Origin of the sequence: Agarilytica rhodophyticola, assembly GCF_002157225.2 — a bacterium.
GTDB lineage: Bacteria > Pseudomonadota > Gammaproteobacteria > Pseudomonadales > Cellvibrionaceae > Agarilytica > Agarilytica rhodophyticola.
The window spans coordinates 3,130,619-3,151,658 of record NZ_CP020038.1 but is presented as its reverse complement, the minus strand read 5'-3'; the positions used below and the strand labels follow the sequence as shown (position 1 = coordinate 3,151,658).

Annotated in this window: 1 protein-coding gene (only partly in view); it reads right to left on the bottom strand. The window is 45.9% G+C overall.

Annotation, left to right across the window (positions count from 1 at the left end; genetic code table 11):
- Window positions 1–21,040, bottom strand: the 5' portion of a protein-coding gene (locus BVC89_RS13350; protein ID WP_087684108.1) for an SDR family NAD(P)-dependent oxidoreductase. 10,316 nt of this gene lie to the left of the window's left edge; 21,040 of the gene's 31,356 nt are visible here — the first part of the coding sequence; the start codon lies at window positions 21,038–21,040; the stop codon falls past the left edge of the window.

Genomic DNA, 21,040 nt, shown 5'->3' with positions numbered 1-21,040 from the left:
TGATTGATTGGCCACTGAGTTCATTGAGCAACAAAACACCACCCGGTGCCAGTACCTGCTGTACGTGGGTAAGAGTGCGCTGAATATCGCTGGTGGCATGTAAGACATTTGCAGCAATCACAAAGTCATAATGGGCTTTGGGCACCCCCTGATTTAGCAGCGATTGTTCTGCATCAAGAATCTGCGTTGTTAAAAAACTTGTATTGGGAGCAAAATGTTGTTGCGCATGATGTAAAAACGCCAGCGATACATCGCTATAACAATATTCAGCGATAGCCTCACTAAAGGGCGCTAAGGCCTTTAGCAAGGGGCCGGAAGTACCTCCTGTACCAGCACCAATTTCTAACAAACGCAGAGGCTTAGAAGACTCAGATATACGTGCTTTTAGCTCGTGGATAAGGCATTCAATTAGGTGCTGGTTATATTGATCCGCTAAGGGGTAGCCTTGGTAAACCCCACTTATTAAAGCAACAGAGCCGTTAGGAAAAAGCACATCGGTTGCTTCTCGTGTACCTGCCAATATCTCTGGCAAACTATCGAGGCAGGCCTTAGATAGATTAACCCATACGCTGAGGTCTTCATGAGCCAACCATTGACTGCGGTGCGCTTGCCATAGGCTCTCAGCGGATGGCAAAGACCTATCTTCAGTTACGCTGTAACGTTGTGACCCATCGCCCTTCAGCCCATCGCCCTTCAACCATTGGTGCTGCGACAAGATGTCCAGGCTGGTTTTAGCCCACTGTTGGTGTCGAGGATCGATCTGCTCTGGTTTGTTAAGGTAAGGGACTAGCGACTCAAATAAACGGGCAAGTATGTAATCTTGAAAGCTGTTGTCATCCCCTAAACTTGTCCATTGCAACGGCAAAGGTGAACTTGCCGCAAGCTTTTGAGTGCCTGTCCCGCTAACACCTGAGCCATTAACAGATGTATTAGCAGGTACAAGCTCGGGGATGGCATCTAGCCAATAACGATCTTTGGCGAAAGGATAACTGGGAGCGCTAATACGCTGATATGGTGTATGCCAAAGTGTCGGATACAAGGCCTGCCAAGCAAATATTTTTCCTTTAAGCCATACTTTAGAAATAACTCCTAAATCTTTGTTTTTTAATAAATTATGAAAGCTTTCATCATCTAGCTTTATCATGTCGGTGGGGGCTATTTCAGACACGGCCAAACCGTCAATAACCAAGCTACCAGCAACAAAGCTCTCAAGCTTTTGCAACAGCTCATTGCAGTTTGTGGCCTCAACAATCAGGCGGCTCGCCATATCAGCCCGCCCTGTTTGTAAGGTATAGGCAAGGTCAGCCAGCCTCAGTTGAGAACCCTGGACACGAATATAGCGCACCAGCTTTTCGGCATAAGCCTTAAGCCTCTCCATTGTCATAGCAGACAGGGGAACAAGCATGGGCGTAGACAATGCAATCTCGTGCTGATCCTCGTCCCTATTTTCGCTCACATATTCTTCAAGAATAAGATGTGCATTCGCTCCCCCAGCACCGAAGGAAGAAATACCTGCCCGACGTGGATATTCCTGAGTCTTTCCATTCACTGATAAGCGAGGTCGATGCCAAGGACTAAAGGACTGCTGAACCACAAAGGGGCTCTGGGCAAAGTTAATCTCAGGATTAAGATTTTGTGAGTGCAAGGAAGGTACCAGCTGCCGGTGCTTAAACTGCAAAAGCACCTTCACCAGTCCAGCAATACCGGCAGCACTCTCTGCATGGCCAATATTAGATTTGACAGAACCAATAGCGCAGTATTGATAAGGTAAGACTTCCGTGGCCCGCTCGGCCCCCTGGGATTTAGCCGCCTTAGCAAAAGCTTTAGTTAATGCAGAAACTTCCAGCGGATCTCCCAAAGCGGTACCGGTGCCATGAGCTTCAAGATAGCTGATGGTCTCAGGGTGAATGTTAGCGCGGGCCAGCGCCTGTTCCACTAGCGCCTGCTGGGCTTTGGGGTTTGGTACGGTGTAACCGTGAGTCTGGCCACCACTATTAAGCGCACTACCCTTTATGACACCGTAGATATGATCACCATCCGCCTCGGCCTCGGCTAGAGGCTTGAGCACAAGTGCGCAAACAGCTTCAGCATCCACAAAGCCATCAGCGTCCTCACCAAAGGCTTTACAACGATCGTCACTCGCTAACATGCCCAAATTACTGAGGCCAATATAGTGCTTGGGGTTGAGTATCAGGTTGACGCCACCGGCAATAGCACATTCACAGCTACCACTATTTAGGCTTTCAATAGCCGTATGAATAGCACTTAAGGAAGACGAACAAGCGCTGTCGATAGCTAGGCTGGGGCCTTGGAAATCTAGCGCATAGGATACTCGATTAGCCACCGACCAAAAGCTGGTTTCATTAGCATAGGTGTGATTCATAATACCCACAAACACACCTACGTTACGGCTCTTACTTAGGTTTGCCGGACTGTAGCCTGCGTCCTCGATACTGGCGTGGGCCGATTGTAAAAACACCCGTTCTTGTGGGTCGAGTTTTTCAGCTTCCATAGGCGATATATGGAAAAACAGAGGATCAAACTTATCGGCGTCAGCAATAAACCCACCCCAACGACTGTAGGAATGGCCCGGTTTGGCTTTTTCGCTATCAAAACTCACCCGCCAGTCCCAGCGCTCCATCGGCACCTCAGTGACACAATGGCGCCCTTGTTTTAAGTTTTCCCAGAAATCATCTATATTTTCTGCTTGGGGAAAACGTCCATCCAAGCCGATAATGGCAATATCAAAAGGTGCTTTGTCGTTGCTGGTGGAATTCGAGCGTCTTACATCAGTGCTTTTTGAATTAAACGGCTGCTTGGCAGCAGGCCACTTACCGATGCGCCAAGAATTACCACGGCGACTTGCGGCAGCATTTGTTGCAACACCTGCCGCAACTACTGGCACTTGGCGCTCTTTTTTTACACCGTGAGAAGGCGGCGTTTTTCTCTGCTCACTCTCTCCTTCTATTGCTACCGCCTCCAGTGCCTGCATCATTATCGCGCGATGTTCACTTAGCAGGTATTTAGCGAGCCCTAAGAGGGTTTTCTCTTCAAAAAATAATGTACTGGTAATATCGGGGAAAACTTTACGTAAGTTGTCCGTAAGCTGAACCACTAATATAGAATCGATACCATAAGTCTGGAGCGATTTATGGGCTTCAATAGCCTCGGCCGGCAGTTTTAATATTGGCGAAAAACGTTGCGCTAAATAGCGACTGGCTTGATGCTCTAGCCCGTGGTTGTGGGAAGTATCCTCAGACGTATCATTGCCAGATGCTTTGCCAGCTTGCTCAGACAGTGGTCTATCTGAACTAGACCTAAGGTTCGGCTGCAACGGATCAATCACAGGGCTAACAGAGGTATCTGCATTTGCCATGGCATCGGATAGGTCAAGGCCTTGTATGTTGACCTCGCCTATGGTTTTCATCAACACCGCCTGTTTGAGAGGGCTTAGCAACAGATCTTCTAGCGATTCCATGGCCTCCACAGGCTCAATAGAATCAATACCCATTTGCTTGATTCGCTGGCGATAAAAATCATCCGCCACCACACCAACACTGCCCCAATACCCCCAATTGACAACCTTGATATGACTATCAACACGTTTATCCAAAGCTCGGGCGAAAGCATCTTTAAACACACATCCGGCGGCGTAATTACTTTGCCCCGGTGACTTGGTAAAGGTCTGCAAAGATGAAAAGAACATCATAAAATCCAAACCATCGCTGGCAAAGACCTGTGCCATGCGCACGCACACATCCACCTTAGCAGATAGGCTCATGGCAAAGCTTTGCTCATCCATACGCGCCAAGCTTTTATCCTGCAAGACAATGGCTGAGTGAATGAGTCCATCTAGGCGGCCGAAGCGCTGATCGATATTGTCCCTAACACGCTGCATCGCCTCGAGTTGTGTGGCGTCCGCCTGGAAGTAGACAGGGGTAAGACCTGCGTCTGATAATTCATCAATACTGGCACTAATAGTGTCATCACAAGGGCGTCGGCCCACCCAGATAATCTGCGCCTGATAATGTTCTATCATCCAGGCACTCCAAGCCTTACCTATACCACTGGCACCACCGATGACTAAATACACTCCACCCTTGCGGTACTGGCACTGACGATCAGCTCGCATAGCATTAGCATGGGAATGCAGGTTGGGCAGCGCTTTTAGCTTTTGTTCAAACCATTGGCCACGGCGCAAAGCATAAGCATCACCATTAGCATGAGTGGGCAGCGACAGCCCCTGACTTAAAAAATCGGAGCGGTCACTGTCGAGATCAAGCAAGCGGATAGACCACTGAGGGTATTCTTTGGCAATAGTACCCACCAGACCGTGAATACTGGCATGAGCTACCTGCTGGCCGTCATTCCCCATAACAGATTGGGTATCGTAGGTGAGTAGACTAATGGTTGTCGCCGCATAAGCATAAGATTTCAGGAGCGCTTTAAAAAAGCGCAAACAGCTCATCACCCCAACCGCTTGCGCATCAATCAATAATTCACTTTCTAGCGCCAGGTTGTTGGCATCATTGGGCCCCACCCAAACAAAATGCTCAATGGAGCCAAAACTCTCAAATTTATCCGCCAGCGCATCGCTGCTTAGTGCCCTAGCATCAGCTTCATCCAAGCAAAGAACTTCTGAGCCAGTGGGTAACGATTGCGCCAGTGCGGCTTGATAATCACTGCTACCACCGACTACAAGCACTCTCTTGGCTTCAGCATTTGTGATCTTTTCTACTATCGATGGCATCGCCTGCCAATAAGCGCCAAGGCTCAATAAAGGTGTTTTTCTGTCTCGCCCAGAGGCAGATGGAGTATCCGCTGTGGGAGTATCTTTGGACATCAGAGCGTGATCCTCTTTGATATTTTTTGTATCGTTAAAAGCCGTATTAAAAGAGGCGACGGCCGGTGCTGTGCTAGATTTCTGTTCTGTATCCACCGGCGCCAGGGCGCGAGCAGAAAATCCGTGAATGCGCAGTAACTCTTGCCCATGTATGTCGCACAGCGTTATGTCGACCTTCTCGACGGCATCGTCTTCATTGGCCTTGGGTTGGCGCTGCAAATACGCCCAACCCGTAGTAATTTGTGCCAGGGCAGCAGGCGCTAAAAGCTCTAGTGCATCGATGGCAAATGGCAACATAGGCACACCGTAGAGTGGCCAGAGGGCAGCAGATGCCTGTAACAGCGCATCCATAAAACTGGGGTGTAATACATAGCCTGTTAGTGATGACTGTTGTGCAAATACACAGTTATCGAGGGAAAGCTTGGCCAAACCACTGCGCTCGGCTAGATGCAGAGAATCAAGGGCCTGAAAACTAGCGCCATGAGCAATACCTAACTGAGCGAGACGTGCTCGCAGCTCATCCAGTGCTACAGGCCGCTGATGAGAAGCCTGCAAAGCCGTTAGATCCTGTGTATCCAGATCAGGGACTTCGATCAGTTCTGCCACGCCTCGACAGTGCAATGTGGTCTGTCCTTGAGGTGTTTGAGGGAGTGTTTCGCTGTTGATCACAAACGCAATATCTTCATGCTCATCTGGTATCACTTGGGTGATCAATGGGGCTGTCTGCTGCTTGACCTGGAAGGCCTGAGCCCACTGAATATTTTTTAGCACCATCGTGGGTTCTGACAGCGTAGGTTCTGACCGCGAGCTATTGCCATCTCTAACAGCCGCTGCTATCGCGCCGCGCGCCATTTCGAGATAGACCACAGCAGGTAAGGTGGCAATATCGTGAATACGGTGGTCTTTAAGGAAAAACTCTTCGCCGGTGAAGCGTGACAAAAAGCGGATGGCCGAAAAATTCGAAACATTCTCGCCTAATAAGGGATGAGCAAATAAGGGCTCAGATAAATCAGATAAAGGTGCCACATCTACTAAAGGTGCCACACCCACGGTTCTGCCGCTTCCTTCAAGGGGCTTATCATCAAACCAGTAGGACTGGCGTGCAAAAGGATAGCCAGGCAGAGAAATACGTCGATAACCAGCAAGGTAAAGAGCACGGTAGTCCAAGCGATAACCCTGCAGATAGAGATCCATAATGGTGGCGAGATTTTCAAGATAAGTCGCTTCATCACAATGTTGGCATTGTTCAATAGACTGCTGACCAAAACGCTTTAACGCCGGCTGCTCACGCACATCGCCCAAGTCTAATTGCGCCACGTTAATACCCAGATGCTTGCCTTTCTCAAGCCAAGATTGCAGCAGCGTTGTCAGCTCCTCCACAGTGCTGGCGATACATGCCAACCGATGTTCTAAGTGTTTGCGACCGCACATGAGGGTGTAACTGATATTGCCAAGATCGATCTCCTTATCATGATCCTTCTGCGCATCACAATATGCTAATAACTGTTGTACCTGTTGCTTCAACTGCGAGGCTCTTTGCGCCGATAACACTATGACATAAGCGGGTTTATCACTGTGGCTAATGGTACGCACTGGCGCCTGCTCCACAACAATATGGGCATTGGTGCCACTAAAACCAAAGGAGCTTACCGCAGCCCGACGAGGTGTCGCCTGACTCTGCCAGGGCCGCGCTTCCGTATTCACATAAAATGGACTGTCTTTAAAGCTAATCGCTGGATTGCCTTTATGAAAGTTTAACGAGGGAGGCAAAACGCCGTGCTGAGTCGCCAATACTGCCTTTAACAAGCCCGCCACACCTGCAGCGGTGCCCGTGTGGCCAATATTAGTTTTGACCGACCCGATGGCACAAAAGCCAGCGTCATCACTGTAGTGTTTAAACGCCTTAGTGATGGCGTTAAATTCGATGGGGTCGCCCAGTACCGTACCTGTGCCATGCGCTTCTACCAGACCGATAGTGCGCGGGTTAATGTCGAATCGTTGGTACACTTCCCGCTCAAGATTTTCCTGAGCCTGGGCATTAGGCGCAGTAATACCATTACTGGCACCGTCTTGGTTGATACCGGTGCCGCGAATAACACCGGCAATGTTATCGCCGTCATCCAAGGCTTGCTGCAAAGGCTTAAGTAGCACTACCCCTACCCCCTCACCTGGGACAAATCCATCAGCACTGCCATCAAAGGTGTGGCAGCGTCCGCTGGTAGATAACATGCGCGCCTGATCTGCTGAGGTATAAAAGTGCGGTGTCGACTGCACCAGTACACCACCGGCAAGTGCCATCTTAGTCTCGCCTGTCCATAGTGACTGACAGGCCATATGGATGGCTGTAAGTGAGCTTGAGCAGGCGGTATCAATACTGATAGCAGGCCCGCTAAGGTTGAGATAATAGGCAACACGTGCCGGTAAAATAGAAGCGGAGTTGCCCCAAAAAGCCTGAGCTGGACGATGGGTCGGCACTAGCGCTTTATAGTCCCCTTCAGCACAGCCGATAAAAACTCCACATGCTTGACCTTCAATGCCGTCACCGGCATAGCCTGCATCTTCTAGAGCATGCCAGGCCTGCTCAAGAAAAATTCGCTGTTGCGGATCCATATAACTTGCCTCAACACCAGAGATGTTGAAGAACACCGGATCAAAACTGTCGATATCCTCTAAAAAACTGCCGTGAAAACAATGGCTGTCGTGGCTGGAACTTTGCTGATACACCGCTTCCATATCCCAGCGTTCCACTTCGCCAATAAGATCGTCACCTGCGGCAATATGCTGCCAAAACTGCTGCACATTATCCGATTGTGCGAAGCGCCCACTCATACCGATGATGGCTATTGGTTCTTGGATAGTACTAGATTCTTGAGTGGTACTAGATTCTTGAGTGGCGATAGGTTCAGGAATAGATTTAGCCCAAAGATCCTTATCCAAAAAGCTGCGCATCATCGGCTCATCAGCAGACATATCTATCAGCGGGTGCTGATTGGCTAATACAGCCTCTGCTTCGCTAGCAAGGACAGTGTCAGGCTCGGTTGATTCGGGCTTAGTTGACTCTGGCTTAGCAGATTCACTTGGGTTCAACTGTGTTTGGTAGCGCTCGATAATATGATCACAGAGACGATTAACACTATTAAATTCAAATAAAGTGGTAGCCTCTAACGTAATATCTAAAACCTGATTGATGTGGGTCACTGCCTGTGCACCGATAATCGAATCCACACCATAATCAGCAAAAGCTTCGAAGGGCTCGATATTGGTACTATCAATCGCGAGCGCCGCCGCCAGCTGATCAATAATGGTCTGCTTAACCTTCTCTTCTAACCGACGTATATCATGTGTTGGTTGGGCTTGTTGTCTTGCTTGTTGCGTTGTTTGCAGAGCTAGCTGCGCTTGCGGCGCGGTTTGGATGTTACGACTTTGAGTACTACGACTTTGAGTATTACGACAACTATAAGCATGCATTTGTACACAAGGCTGTCCGTTTAGATCGTAGAGAGTGATATCGTATTTTTGGGTTTCATCTTCTACGTTGACACCTGATGAACGCTGCAACAATACCCAGGCTTCCTCAGGACAAGGCTGCAAAATTGCCAGGTGTTGCAAAGCAAAAGGCAGGCGTGCGCTACCGTTTTGTGCCAAGCCTAGTTCAGACTGCAGCGCAGCATCCATCATACTAGGATGTAACAGTAACTCTGTATGTTTAGCGTCACCGGGCAATATCACATGTGCCAGCGCCTCGTGACCATTGGTATAAATGGATTGGAGCGCCTGAAATCTTGGCCCGTTTTCTACCCCCAGAGCATTCACCATACGCTGGCAATCTTGTGCATTAAGATGCCGTTGACCAGGTGCTTGCGAAATGCGTGTCTTAATAACATCAAGATCAACAGGCGCAGGCTTGTCTAAGGCACTAAGTTTGATGTGGCTGCGGTAGTGTAACTGGGCCTGTTGCTGTTCATTACGTGTATAGATCTGACAAATAATCGACTCAGCACTTTGCACTTGTAAATCGACATAGGCTGTTACTACTTGATCCACCACCAATGGACGAAGCCAGGTACTTTCTTCAATGACTATCTGTTTTGAATGTTGGTGATCAGACTCTGTTTTGCCAAATCCAGAATGGCCAAACATCGAACCCTCGGGCAGTGAGAGCATAAATGCGGCGCGCGCCATTTCTAAATACGCCACAGCCGGCAATATCTTTTTGCCTGCCACACGATGATCGGCTAACCAAAACTCATCTCCTGAGAGTACAGTAGCAAACGATAATCCCCGCATATCCGATTGATTACGGTGCACCATAGGATGCAGCTGTATTTCTTTAGAAGCTATTATTTCTTTAGAACCTATGTCACCGGCTTGCTTATCGACCCAATACGACTGGCGAGCAAAAGGATATGTTGGTAACGGAATACGCGAATAGCCATTGGCATAGAGCGAGCGATAATTATGCGAATATCCCGCAAGGTAAAACTGGCCGAGTTCGTTGAGAGCATTAATATAATCTTGGCCATCATAGTGATGGAGGTTGGCCAGTAAGGCTTCAATTTTAGGCAAATGCTCGCTCGGCTCAGCTGCTGTCCCTTCAGGCAATTGAGAATAGTGATATGTGTGGGTGGGCTTATCGGCTAGGAAATCTTGCAACGCCTGCGCACACTGATCCAGAGCCGACACGACTATTGCTAAGCGATGGCTGAAGTGTTTACGGCCAATTAACAAGGTGTAGCTCATATCGCCGAGCACTGGCTGGTATCGATCAATATGGCGCAGCAAACCTTGGGCTTGCTGCTGCAATTGAACCTGACTTTTCGCTGACAATACCAACAAATAAGCGGGCTTTTGTGGATACGGGGCAGCATCGCGCGCTTGGCTCGGCGCCTCCTCAATTACTATATGGGCATTGGTGCCACTAAAGCCGAACGAGCTGATAGCCGCACGGCGCGGCGCGCCATTACTCAACCAAGATTGGGGTTGGGTATTGACGTAAAAAGGACTGTGATCAAAATTAATATCGCTATTACCATGATCGAAATGCAGTGATGGCGGGATCTGTTGGTGACGCATCGACAGCAATATTTTTAATACCCCAGCAACACCTGCCGCAGGCCCTGTATGGCCAATATTGGTTTTTACCGAGCCAATCGCACAAAAGTTTTCGCGCTCAGTAAAGTGTCGGAACGAACGATTGAGGGCATTAAATTCAATGGGGTCGCCTAAAATAGTGCCAGTACCATGAGCTTCGACCATGGTGATGGACGCAGGATCAATAGCAAAATTCTGGTACACAGACTTTTCTAAATTTTCCTGACTGGTAGAACTAGGGGCGGTAATGCCATTAGTAGTGCCATCTTGGTTAAGGCCGCTAGCTCGAATCACAGCGGCTACGTGGTCACCGTCGGCGAGCGCTTTATCTAAAGGCTTTAGAATAATTGCCCCTACTCCCTCGCCAGGCACAAAACCGTCGGCATTGTGATTAAAGGTATGGCAACGGCCGCTGCCAGATAGCATTCCCGCTTGATCTGCTGAGCGGTAAAATGCCGGGGTGGATTGCACATAGACACCACCTGTTAATGCCATATCCACTTCACCAGACCACAGTGCCTGGCAGGCCGTATGCATGGCTACCAGCGAGCTGGAGCATGCGGTATCAATGGCCATCGTCGGCCCTTTAATATTGAGATAATAGGCAATACGGGCGGGTAAAACAGAACTGGCGTTGCCCCAGAAGGCTTGCGCAGGTTTATTGTCTGGCAACAGTTTATCGTAGTCGCCAGCCACACAGCCCACGTAAATACCGCACCCAGAAAGCGTGGCGCTGTCACCGGCGTAGCCTGCATCTTCCAGTGCCCGCCATGCATGTTCTAAAAACAGTCGCTGTTGCGGGTCCATATGGCGCGCTTCGATTCCGGAAATTTTAAAAAATTGAGCATCAAACTGATCGATATCATTGAGCAAACTGCCATCCATACAATGCTTTTCTCTGGCCGAGTTTTTCGCATAAGCAGCATCGAGATCCCAACGGGATACCTTGGAGACTAAATCATCGCCTTGTATAAGATGCTGCCAGAATGCCTCTAGATCAGGAGATTCTGCAAACTGCCCACTCATACCTATAATGGCAACCGGGAATGGGATATTTCTCTGATTGGAAGAGTCAAATTCTTCAGAACGAACGGTAGATGGCTGCTTCGTTGCTGGATCGGTTTGCGTCGATAGAGCGTGTGCTAAATGTGATCCAGAAGACATACCCGTTAAGTGTGACGACCGTCTCTGGGGTCCAGTGTCAGGCGAAATTTCTGGCAATGTCTGGATATGCTCAGCAAGACGCACCACTGAGTTAAATTCAAATAGCGCGGTAGTTTCAAGATTAGTCCCAAGTGCCTGGTTAATTTCATGAACCAAACGCACACCGGTAATAGAGTCCACACCGTAGTCGGCAAAGGAGTCTTCTTCATCAATATCGGCAATCGCAATCTTCAATGCTGATGCGATCTTGTCCAATACCATATCGACGATGTTTTGCTGTGGCCGCGGTTGCAGGGCTTCGCTACTGCCTAGAAAATCTGGCGCTTCATTGGAGATCTGATTGGGTGTTTTATAAAGTTGCTGGCCTAAAGCTTGCCCATAGCACGCAACAATATGCCCAGCCAGTATATTGACCGAGTTAAATTCAAAGAGACTGGTGGTTTCTAACTCGATCGCCAATAGAGTATTGATCTCTGCTACCAGACGAACGCCGGTAATGGAGTCCACACCATAGTCGGCAAATGAATCATCTAAATCAATGCTATCACGAGGTACTTTAAGTGCATTGCTAAGAGCTGCTAACAAGGTATTGATCACATGGTTTTTTAATTCATGCTGCGGGACATCTACACGAGTAATCTCTTCCAGAGCAGCATCTACCTCGGCAACAAGTACCTGCTGACCTGCCTGTGCCGCTTCCGGTACGGGTTGCCAAATTTGTTTAAAACCTTGTTTGGAAAGAAAGGAAAACCAGTTATCTGTCGTTAAACATGGGCTGCCTTCAATTCGAGTTTCGCTATCTTCATGCAGCCACCAACCTTCTAATAAGCCAAAGGTAAGGTGGGCAAATAACGTATTTTCTATCACCTCGTTAATGACTAATATACCCTGCTGATTCAAAGCCTGACGAGTTTGAACTAAGGTATTTGAGATACTCTTGGTTGCGTGTAGTACGTTGGTTGCCAACACAATATCATAACGCCCCGGAGTAATATCCTGTTCTTCCAGTGGCCGACTAATATCCAATATTTTCGTGTTCAGCCAAGGGCGATTATGGGTATAGTGATTTTTGGCGTGGATTAAAAAAGCATGAGACAGGTCGCTATAGCAATACTCATCAATCGCATAATTAAATCCATCGAGTTCATTTAATAATTTGGCACTGGTACCTCCTGTGCCAGCACCAATTTCTAATAGACGAATACGTGCATTAGGATCTTGCTGCAATCGTGTTTTTATATATTCAACAATGACCTGGGTTAATAAACCGTTGTAGTAATCTGTTTTTACACTGCCCTTATAAATACCTTCTACAAGATCCATAGACGCCTTAGGAAATAGAATATCGGTGGCCGCTTTAGCACCAGATAAAATATCGGGTAAGACTTTTAAGGTAATTTCCACTAACTCAATACGCGCTTTCTGGTTGGTATCCAGCAGCCACTGTTGACGCAAAGCATTCCATTGCTGCCAAGCATGCTCTACCGGCAAGCCTTTTTGTAGTGTGCTGGCCTCAGCCAGTTGCAACTGTCGACAACTTTCTGCAAACCAACGCGAGTAAAATTCAGGGCTTTTAGTACCCAGCTGCTGCGACATTGATGTGCGCGCGCGACCATTTTCGTCAATCAGTTTTAGTGCCAATAGATTTGAGTAAAGTAACTGGCGCAAGTGCGGTTCTATGGCTTGTTCTTGGGTATAGGTAGCAGTTAAAGCGTGAGGTATGGCTTGATGGGTGAAGGCTTTTTGTAAAGCACTGTGTTGACTGACTAAGCCAGGGCTAACTATATCAGAACTAATATCGGCCTTTATTCCTGAAGCGCCAGTGGCTACCCCTGGAATAACAATATCGCCAATAGCATTGACAATAGCGACCTGTGTTAAATCACTTTTTAAAAATTCATGTAATAAAGGCATCGCCTGCTCTGGCTCGATTGAACCCATACCAAACTTAGCGAGCTGCTGGCGATAAAAGTCATCGGTCACAAGACCCACGCTGCCCCAATAGCCCCAGTTCACCACCTTTACTTTAGTGTGATGGTCGGCTGATGATTGCGCTGGTGATAGACCTTGTTCTGACGCTCCCTGCCTTGATAACCCCTGCTTTGATAACCAAAGAGAAAACGCATCTTTAAATTTACACCCAGCGGCATAGTTACTTTGCCCGGGGTTGGTCATAAACGACTGAATTGAAGAGAAAAATAAAAAGAAATCCAGTGGTTGCTCTGCAAATACTCGCACCAGATTAATACTGGTATCGAGCTTGGCTTCGAGACTTGCCATAAAACTAGCATCGCTCATGCCCACAATACTTTTATCTTGCAATACAATTGCCGAATGAATAACACCGTGAATACAAGGAAACCGGTGTTGTATTTGGCGATAGGCCGCCTGTACACTCGCGAGCTTGCTAACATCGGCCTGAATGTAAATTGGGCTTGGCCCTCTTGTTGCCAAGTGATCAATACTGGCTTGAATACTCTGATCTAACCTTCGCCGTCCCAACCAAATAATCTGCGCCTGGTAATGGTTGATCATCCACTCACTCCACGCCTGGCCAATGCCACCTGCACCGCCGACAACCACGTAAACACCTCGGTGACGATAATCAACTGACATATTTACAGCCGGGTCATGACTATATTTATTAACAGGTAATAGCGTTTGTTGATACCACTGTTGGTCTCGCCATACGTAGGCACGGCCATCTTTTTGAGCGGGCAAAGACAATAAAGACTTGGGCAAAGTGGTAGCGTGGTAGCTTGTCTGTTGCTGATGTATTTGTTGGCTAATTAAGTCACACAGAATAACTTCCCAGTTAAGATATTCTTTTGTTAAAGAGCCGATTAACCCATGAATACTTGCCTGTCCTAGATGACGACCACCTGCAGAATTGAGAGCGATAGTATCCCATGTCACCACCGTTAAACGTAGTTTTTGATGAGCGTAATGTTTCCCTAGAAATTTTAATAAATGAAACAAGTTAAGTAATTGTGCTTTTTGTGCGGCAATACTGGCTTCGTCATCGAGGGAAAAAGGTCTGCCCTGATCTGCAAACCAAATGATATGACCTACCTTGTTACCCGCAATAGGATCTAAATAACGCTCAAGGATATCTTGCTGAGGCTGCGCGATTCTATAATTAGGTGCCTCCCCGGCGAGCGCTAATAATTGTTGATAATGTTGGTCGCTGCCACCTAACACCAATAGCTGTTTGGAATTGTCAGAAATTGGGCCGGGGTTTGCTATAGCTAACTCATATTTCTGCCAATGACTCACTAGACTATATATTTGGCCTTCAGATTTATGCCGATTAAAAACCTCTGCCTGATTGTCAGCTTTTGTAAAAACATCCTTGCCTTTCAGTGTTAGCCCCAACAGGCGCACACAAACCTCGCCCTGAATGTTCGCAATATCTATATTAACTTTGGTTACGCCATTAGCGTCACCCAAGTTAGTTGCATACTCGGCACGCACCCATGCATCGAGAGGACAGGCACGGTAAACTTCAAGGGCTTGCAAAGCAAAGGGAAATAAGGGCTTTGTCTGCCCCTCGCTTATTAATAATAGTAATGAGGTTTGCAATGCGGCATCCATTACTGCTGGATGTAGAAAGAATTGATTGGCATGACTACGCAAGGCTTCAGGGAGATGTATTTTCGCAACGGCATTAGACGCATTAACTACAGCTTTTTGCACTAGCTGGTGACTGTTACCGTAGTTGATACCCATCTTTTTAAAATAGGCATAAAAGCGCGTGTGCTCTATGGGATTATGATTAAGCTCTTGCTCAAAAGAAGCAATATCAAGACTCGCCAACGATTCATTCTGGGAATTTATTGTCACCTCTCCTTGGTGATAAATAATGTTTTTTGAAGCACTACTAACGGAATATCTCATGCCGTTTTCGGGTTTGCCACTAAGCTTTATAAGTACCGTTTCACCTAAAGCAGAGCTTTGCTCGATCTGATAAGGTTTTAGCCAAACAATATTTTGTAATTTAATTGATCTGCAACTATCCATAGCGGGGATCGCCATGTCAAAGGCAGCCCTTGCCATTTCTAAATAACTAACACCAGAAAGTAGCGGCTGCTGATTGACTCTATGATCTTCTAGAAAAAACTCTTGGCCCGTAAATTGACTAGAAAATAAAAACTCATCGACATTTGTAACAGATGCCATTTGCTGACTAAGATTTTTATGGACAAGAGGATGCGCCTTATTTTCTGCAAGTGCACCAACAATCGGTGGTGTTTGCGCTAGCCAGTAACTCTCTTGTGCAAAAGGATAGGTAGGAAGCTCAAGACGTTTCGCAAAATGCTCTTGCCATAACAGCGGCCAATCAATATCGCCTCCCCATGCCCAGTATTGGGCAAGAGAACTCAGCAACCTGCTACTTAACCAATGGTTTAGCAATAAGCGGCTGCCCTCTTCATCTGCACCGGCAAGTAATGCAAGTTTATCTTTATCTGTTTTGATATGACCGCGAAATGGAGCATTATCTGGTGAGTCAAGGTAACGTGTTAATTGTTGTTGTAGATCGGTAACATCATGAGCAACGATTGCCAAACGTACAGCCATGGACTCACGAGTGGTTTGTAAATTGTAAGCAAGATCCGCTAATAATGGTGGTTGTGGGCACCGATCTAAGTAGTGGATAAATTGTCGAACTACCGCTTCTAAACGCGTGCTATTTTTTGCAGAAAACACCAATAGTTCTGGTTTTTCCTCTAGTACGTGGCTGGCATCAGTGAGGGGGGCCTGCTCAAGTACGATATGAGCGTTAGCACCACCAAAGCCAAAGGAGCTGACACCAGCACGACGCTTACTGCTCTGCTTGCTTAAAGGCTGTGGCCACGGTTGATGCTGCCGACTAATAAAAAACGGGCTGTTCTCATCTAAATTGATGTGTGGATTTAAAGTATCAAAATTTAGGCTCGCCGGAATTTCTCCGTGTTTTAAACATAAGAGCGTTTTAATCACACCGGCAATACCTGCAGCCCCCTCAAGATGTCCGATATTAGTTTTAAGGGTACCCACTGCACACCAGGCCCGATCAGGAGGAGCCTGCGAATTGTCTTTTAACAACTGTTCAAACGCGCGATGTAAACCAGAAAATTCGATGGGATCACCTAGGGAAGTGCCAGTACCATGTGCTTCAATATAGGAAACAGATAGGGGCGAAACCTTAGCGTTATTGTAGGCTTGTTGCAGTAAGGCCGCTTGCGCTTCTGGCGAAGGCGCGGTTAACGAGCCTGCTTGACCACCATGGTTCACGGCTGAACCTTTAATTAACCCATGAATGATGTCGCCGTCTTTTCGCGCCTGTGAGAGTGGTTTTAATACCAACATAGCACCACCCTCACCACGCACATAGCCATTGGCCTTCTCATCAAAAGCGCGGCATACACCCTCTTTAGACAACATCCCCGCTTCATAATAAGCCAAGCTATTAGTAGGACTGCACATTAAATTAACGCCGCCCACTAGAGCCACGGGACACTCGCCACTTCGTAAGGCCGAAACTGCCTGATGCATCGCTACAAGAGAACTAGAGCATGCGCTATCGACCATCACGCTGGGGCCATGAAAATCATAAAAGTAAGATAAACGATTTGCTAATAAAGAACCGTGGCTACCGGTACTTAATAATGCTGAAGGTTTATCCTGATGCTTTTCTAAAAGTTCGCGGTAGTCAAAATGACAAGCACCAACAAACACTCCAGTGTCCGATCCGGATAAATCAGATGCCTTATACCCTGCATTTTCCAAAGCTTCCCAGCTTAGCTCTAATAGCAAACGTTGCTGTGGATCCATTAATTCCGCTTCAGCAGGTGACAACCGAAAAAAAGCGGGATCAAAGGTATCGATATTTTTAAGAAAGCCGGCACTATCAACACCTTTGTGCACTTGTTTCAGATCCACATGGGACGGCCACTGCCAGCGCTGATTATCCATCGGGCGAATAGCACTTTGCCCACTTCGCAAAAGCTCCCAGAATGCCTCTTGTGTATCGCAACCACCCGGAAAGGAAAACGCCATCCCCGTAACAGCGATAACATGTTCATCATCTTTTACGATATTTTCTTTGAATTTTTGATTTGATGAGACATGATCAATAATTACCGAGGTGTCGTGCCCGGCAGACTTATGTAGTGTCTCTTCTTCGATGTCTACCGTCTGTTTCTTTTCTTGTTGTTGTTGCGTCGACTGTTCTTGTTGTAAGTTTTTTTGCAAATCTTGTTGTAAATGTTGTGGCGGGTGTTCGACAAAATAACTTACTACCTTCGCGCGGGTGTTGTACTGAAATAAAAAAGGCGCATCTAATTCAAGCTTTAGCTGTTTTGCAAGAAGTGTACGCAACTCTAAAAGTTCAATAGAATCTAGACCTGACTCCATAAATGGAGCATCAGGTTCAAATACCCTGGCACGATCCTCGCCCATAATTTTTTTCAAAGCTTTATCAAAAATTTGGCTAACGGTGCTTTTTACTGACGATACCATAGAGTTGCTCTTTAAAATGGAATGATTGACAGTTTCTTTCGCTGCTCGATTACTCTGTACTTGGTCATCTGATGTTTTGTGACTCCCCTTTTGATCACTACCCATGTGATCATTACCTATATGATCATTACCTATATGATCATTAATAGGCGCAGAGGATGCAGATGCTATTGCCGGATCCGTATTTTGCTCTTTATATTCGGCAGCGTCGCTAGTTCTAACTGGCTGTGGTCGATAAGCGACAATAATGCTTTGCCTAAAGTCAGACATATCCTCAATAAAAGGCAAGCCATATTGATGAATATTTTGAAAGCCCGATTTGTGACACACCTGTTGCCATTTTTGAGGGGATATACACGGGAAATTATGTAAACGATATTCGGGATCTTTGTATAACCAAATACCATGTAAGAATCCACCAGTGTACACAAGGAAATCTTTTACCGAGGTAAACTCATTTAACACCATCAAGCCACCAGGCTTGAGTAAAGCTTTAACATTAACGAGGGTATCAATAATATAGTGAGTGTCATGCAATACATTTCCCGCATAGATCACATCAAAGGACTGCTGACTAAATCCTTGAGACTCTATAGCCTTTTCAATGTCGAAGCGCTCGAAGCGCATACAGCTATAATCGTTACCAAAATGTTTTTCACCATAGCGTGTAAATGCACCAGATAAATCACTGTAACAGTAATCAATATGCTGATGATGTGGTGTTAATGCCGATAAAATATTTGCTGTGGCGCCGCCCGTTCCTGCGCCAACTTCTAAGATACGAACAGTTCTATCTGCGCTATTATTATCACAACTTAATTCGTCAACGTAGGTAGCAATCGCTTCTGCCGCTAGTTGATTAAAATAATCGGCTACGGGATTGTTTCTAAAAATACTGGCAAAAGCACTCATATCACCATCGGTAAACATTACATCAGTGATCATCACTTCACCTTGCAATAAAGCAGGCATATGTTCAAGACACGGGAAAATAAAACGCGTATAGTCAAAGTAATCGGGAAATTGACGTTTGAATTTAAGAATAAAACGCTCTTTATCTTGCTCAAAGTCCGATAATGTTTTTTCGATATAGCGCTGATTTTTACAAAATTTTCCCTGCGCTTTATCAATAACCCCCCGGGTATATAACATATTGATCAGAGCGCTCATTAATTGCTGATACTTTGGGATAACCCTAGCTTGCTGAATTATTTCATTCACGCTTTGGTAGCCATGAATTTCATTTGAAAAAACGCCTAGCGTATTAAAGTTTTTAATTAACCAAGACAAACAAAAATCATGTAACATCGACTCCGGACGTTTATCATCATCGACTGCAATTAAGTTTGATGCATTAATAAACTGCCGTAACTTATGATCAACTTGCCCCGCCATTGTCTTGTTGGCTACATTATCATCAACTAAAAGATCATCCCCTGTTATCAGATTGTTATGAATAAACTCGTTACTAGCCTGATCAAGCGTGTTTAAGCAATAATCCATTCCTAACACCTCCTCTACACCAGAACAGAGAGAAAGGTAATAATTCACAAAAGATACTAAACCTTTCGCAGCCGTTTGTGCGAGGTCGGCAGAAACACCTTGAACAGGTACAAGCTCAACAGATAATAGCTGAGCCATTTCACCTTGATCGTTGTGACACCACAAAGACTGTTGTCTTGAGTTTTCTATTTCCTGTTGTTGTCCTTCACATAAAATACGCTGAGAATAAACCACCGCTACTATTTGGCCATCTAGCTCTGCTACCCACTGACCTTTTGGGAAACTATCTATACGCCGAGCAATAGCTGCCTGAAAATTAAATGTATATGGCTGATCCGTATCAACTTTTGCATACTCTAAATTTTCTAATACTGTTAGGTCATTGATGGCAGCTATACGAAACGACCATGGTTGGTGTTTAAAATAATTCAGAGTGATACGAGAAAAAGGATTAATTCTTGGGTAGCTTTGGGACAGTTCGATATTGGGAATAAGCTTTGCTTGGGCGGCGGCGGCAACAAAGTCGGCAGCATCTACTAATAACTGTGAGGAAAAACGATGATAAGCATCAAAATGTAGGCTTTCTGTCTGCGCACAGAAATTAGCAATAATGTTACTGGGTAAGCTGTGAACTTCAAGCATCAACAAACCGAACTTGGAAGGGATTGCACCCCAACGCTGCAAATGTTCAAACAGGCTTTGCCACGCATCAACAGGATCAATAGCATTACCATCACTATGAGTGGCTATACTGTAACTTATGTTGGCATAATGTTGCCGTGTTTGTTGAGGGTTAATCCAAGGACGATCATGGTCTAGAAATGAACGTACATGTAGTATATTTTCAGGATCATCAATACCTATTGTAGCAAGGTCTTTGATCATTTGGGCAGGATCGCCGATGTCACCTTTTAAGGTACGAAAATCAAGTCCATGCAGCGTTTTTTTAGTTTCATCCAACGCTTTTTCATTATAATCCACCCCAAGCAGTTGCAATGGATAACGGTCTATATGTTGTCCGCGTAAAGTCTTTTCCAAGATGACATCGAATAACTTTTTTAATAGCTGCCCGTCACCACACCCCATATCAGCTATATATCGCGGTTGCTGGTCAAGAGGTTGATTAAATATTTGGCAAATACTCGCTTCCATATCAGAGAAATAACGTTGATGTTGAAAACCACTACCAAGTACATTAAGCGAACGATCAATGTGTTTTTCATGGCCATAGTGGTCGCGGCCAAAAACTTTTTGACAATCACCAAAAATTACTTGCTCGATATTTCTCAGCATTGGTAGATAGGAAGCGACCGATGCACAGATAAAAATACGCTTGGCAACAAATTCACCTGTGCCTGTAATTTTCAGTTGGCCACTAGTGTTATATTCCAACCATTGTCTATCTAAAAATATTTCAATTAGCTCATTTTTCAGAGGAAAATCGCTATCCATGAAAGATAAGGATTGCTCCTTGATATCTAACATCTCATGCTTTTTCATACTCAATAGCAATGGCACTAATAAACAGCCATCCATGTACATCGCTAAAGTTTTACCCAAGCCCCAGCGATTTCTTAGCTGTTCAATCCACAAAGCTAAGGATATAGACGTGGTATCTGTTTGCTGTAAATAGCGATCAAAATCGAAATTAATTAATATACCTAAATCAGCGGGGAAGCCATCAAAAGGGTCATAACTCTCATAGTCCTGATGAACAATAATGTAATCATCTCTTACCCCCTGAATAAAAGAAAGGCTCTCAAGTAAACTTAGTGCCGTTAATAAATGTCCTTTGTTTGCAGAAAAACTCTTACAGAGGTCATCCAAGTGACAGGGTTGTCTTTCTTGAATATAACGTATAAGTGATTGTTTTCTAACAGCATTGATTACTGGAATAGCAACCAAGCCATGAGTGTAATTATTTAACACTGTTAACAT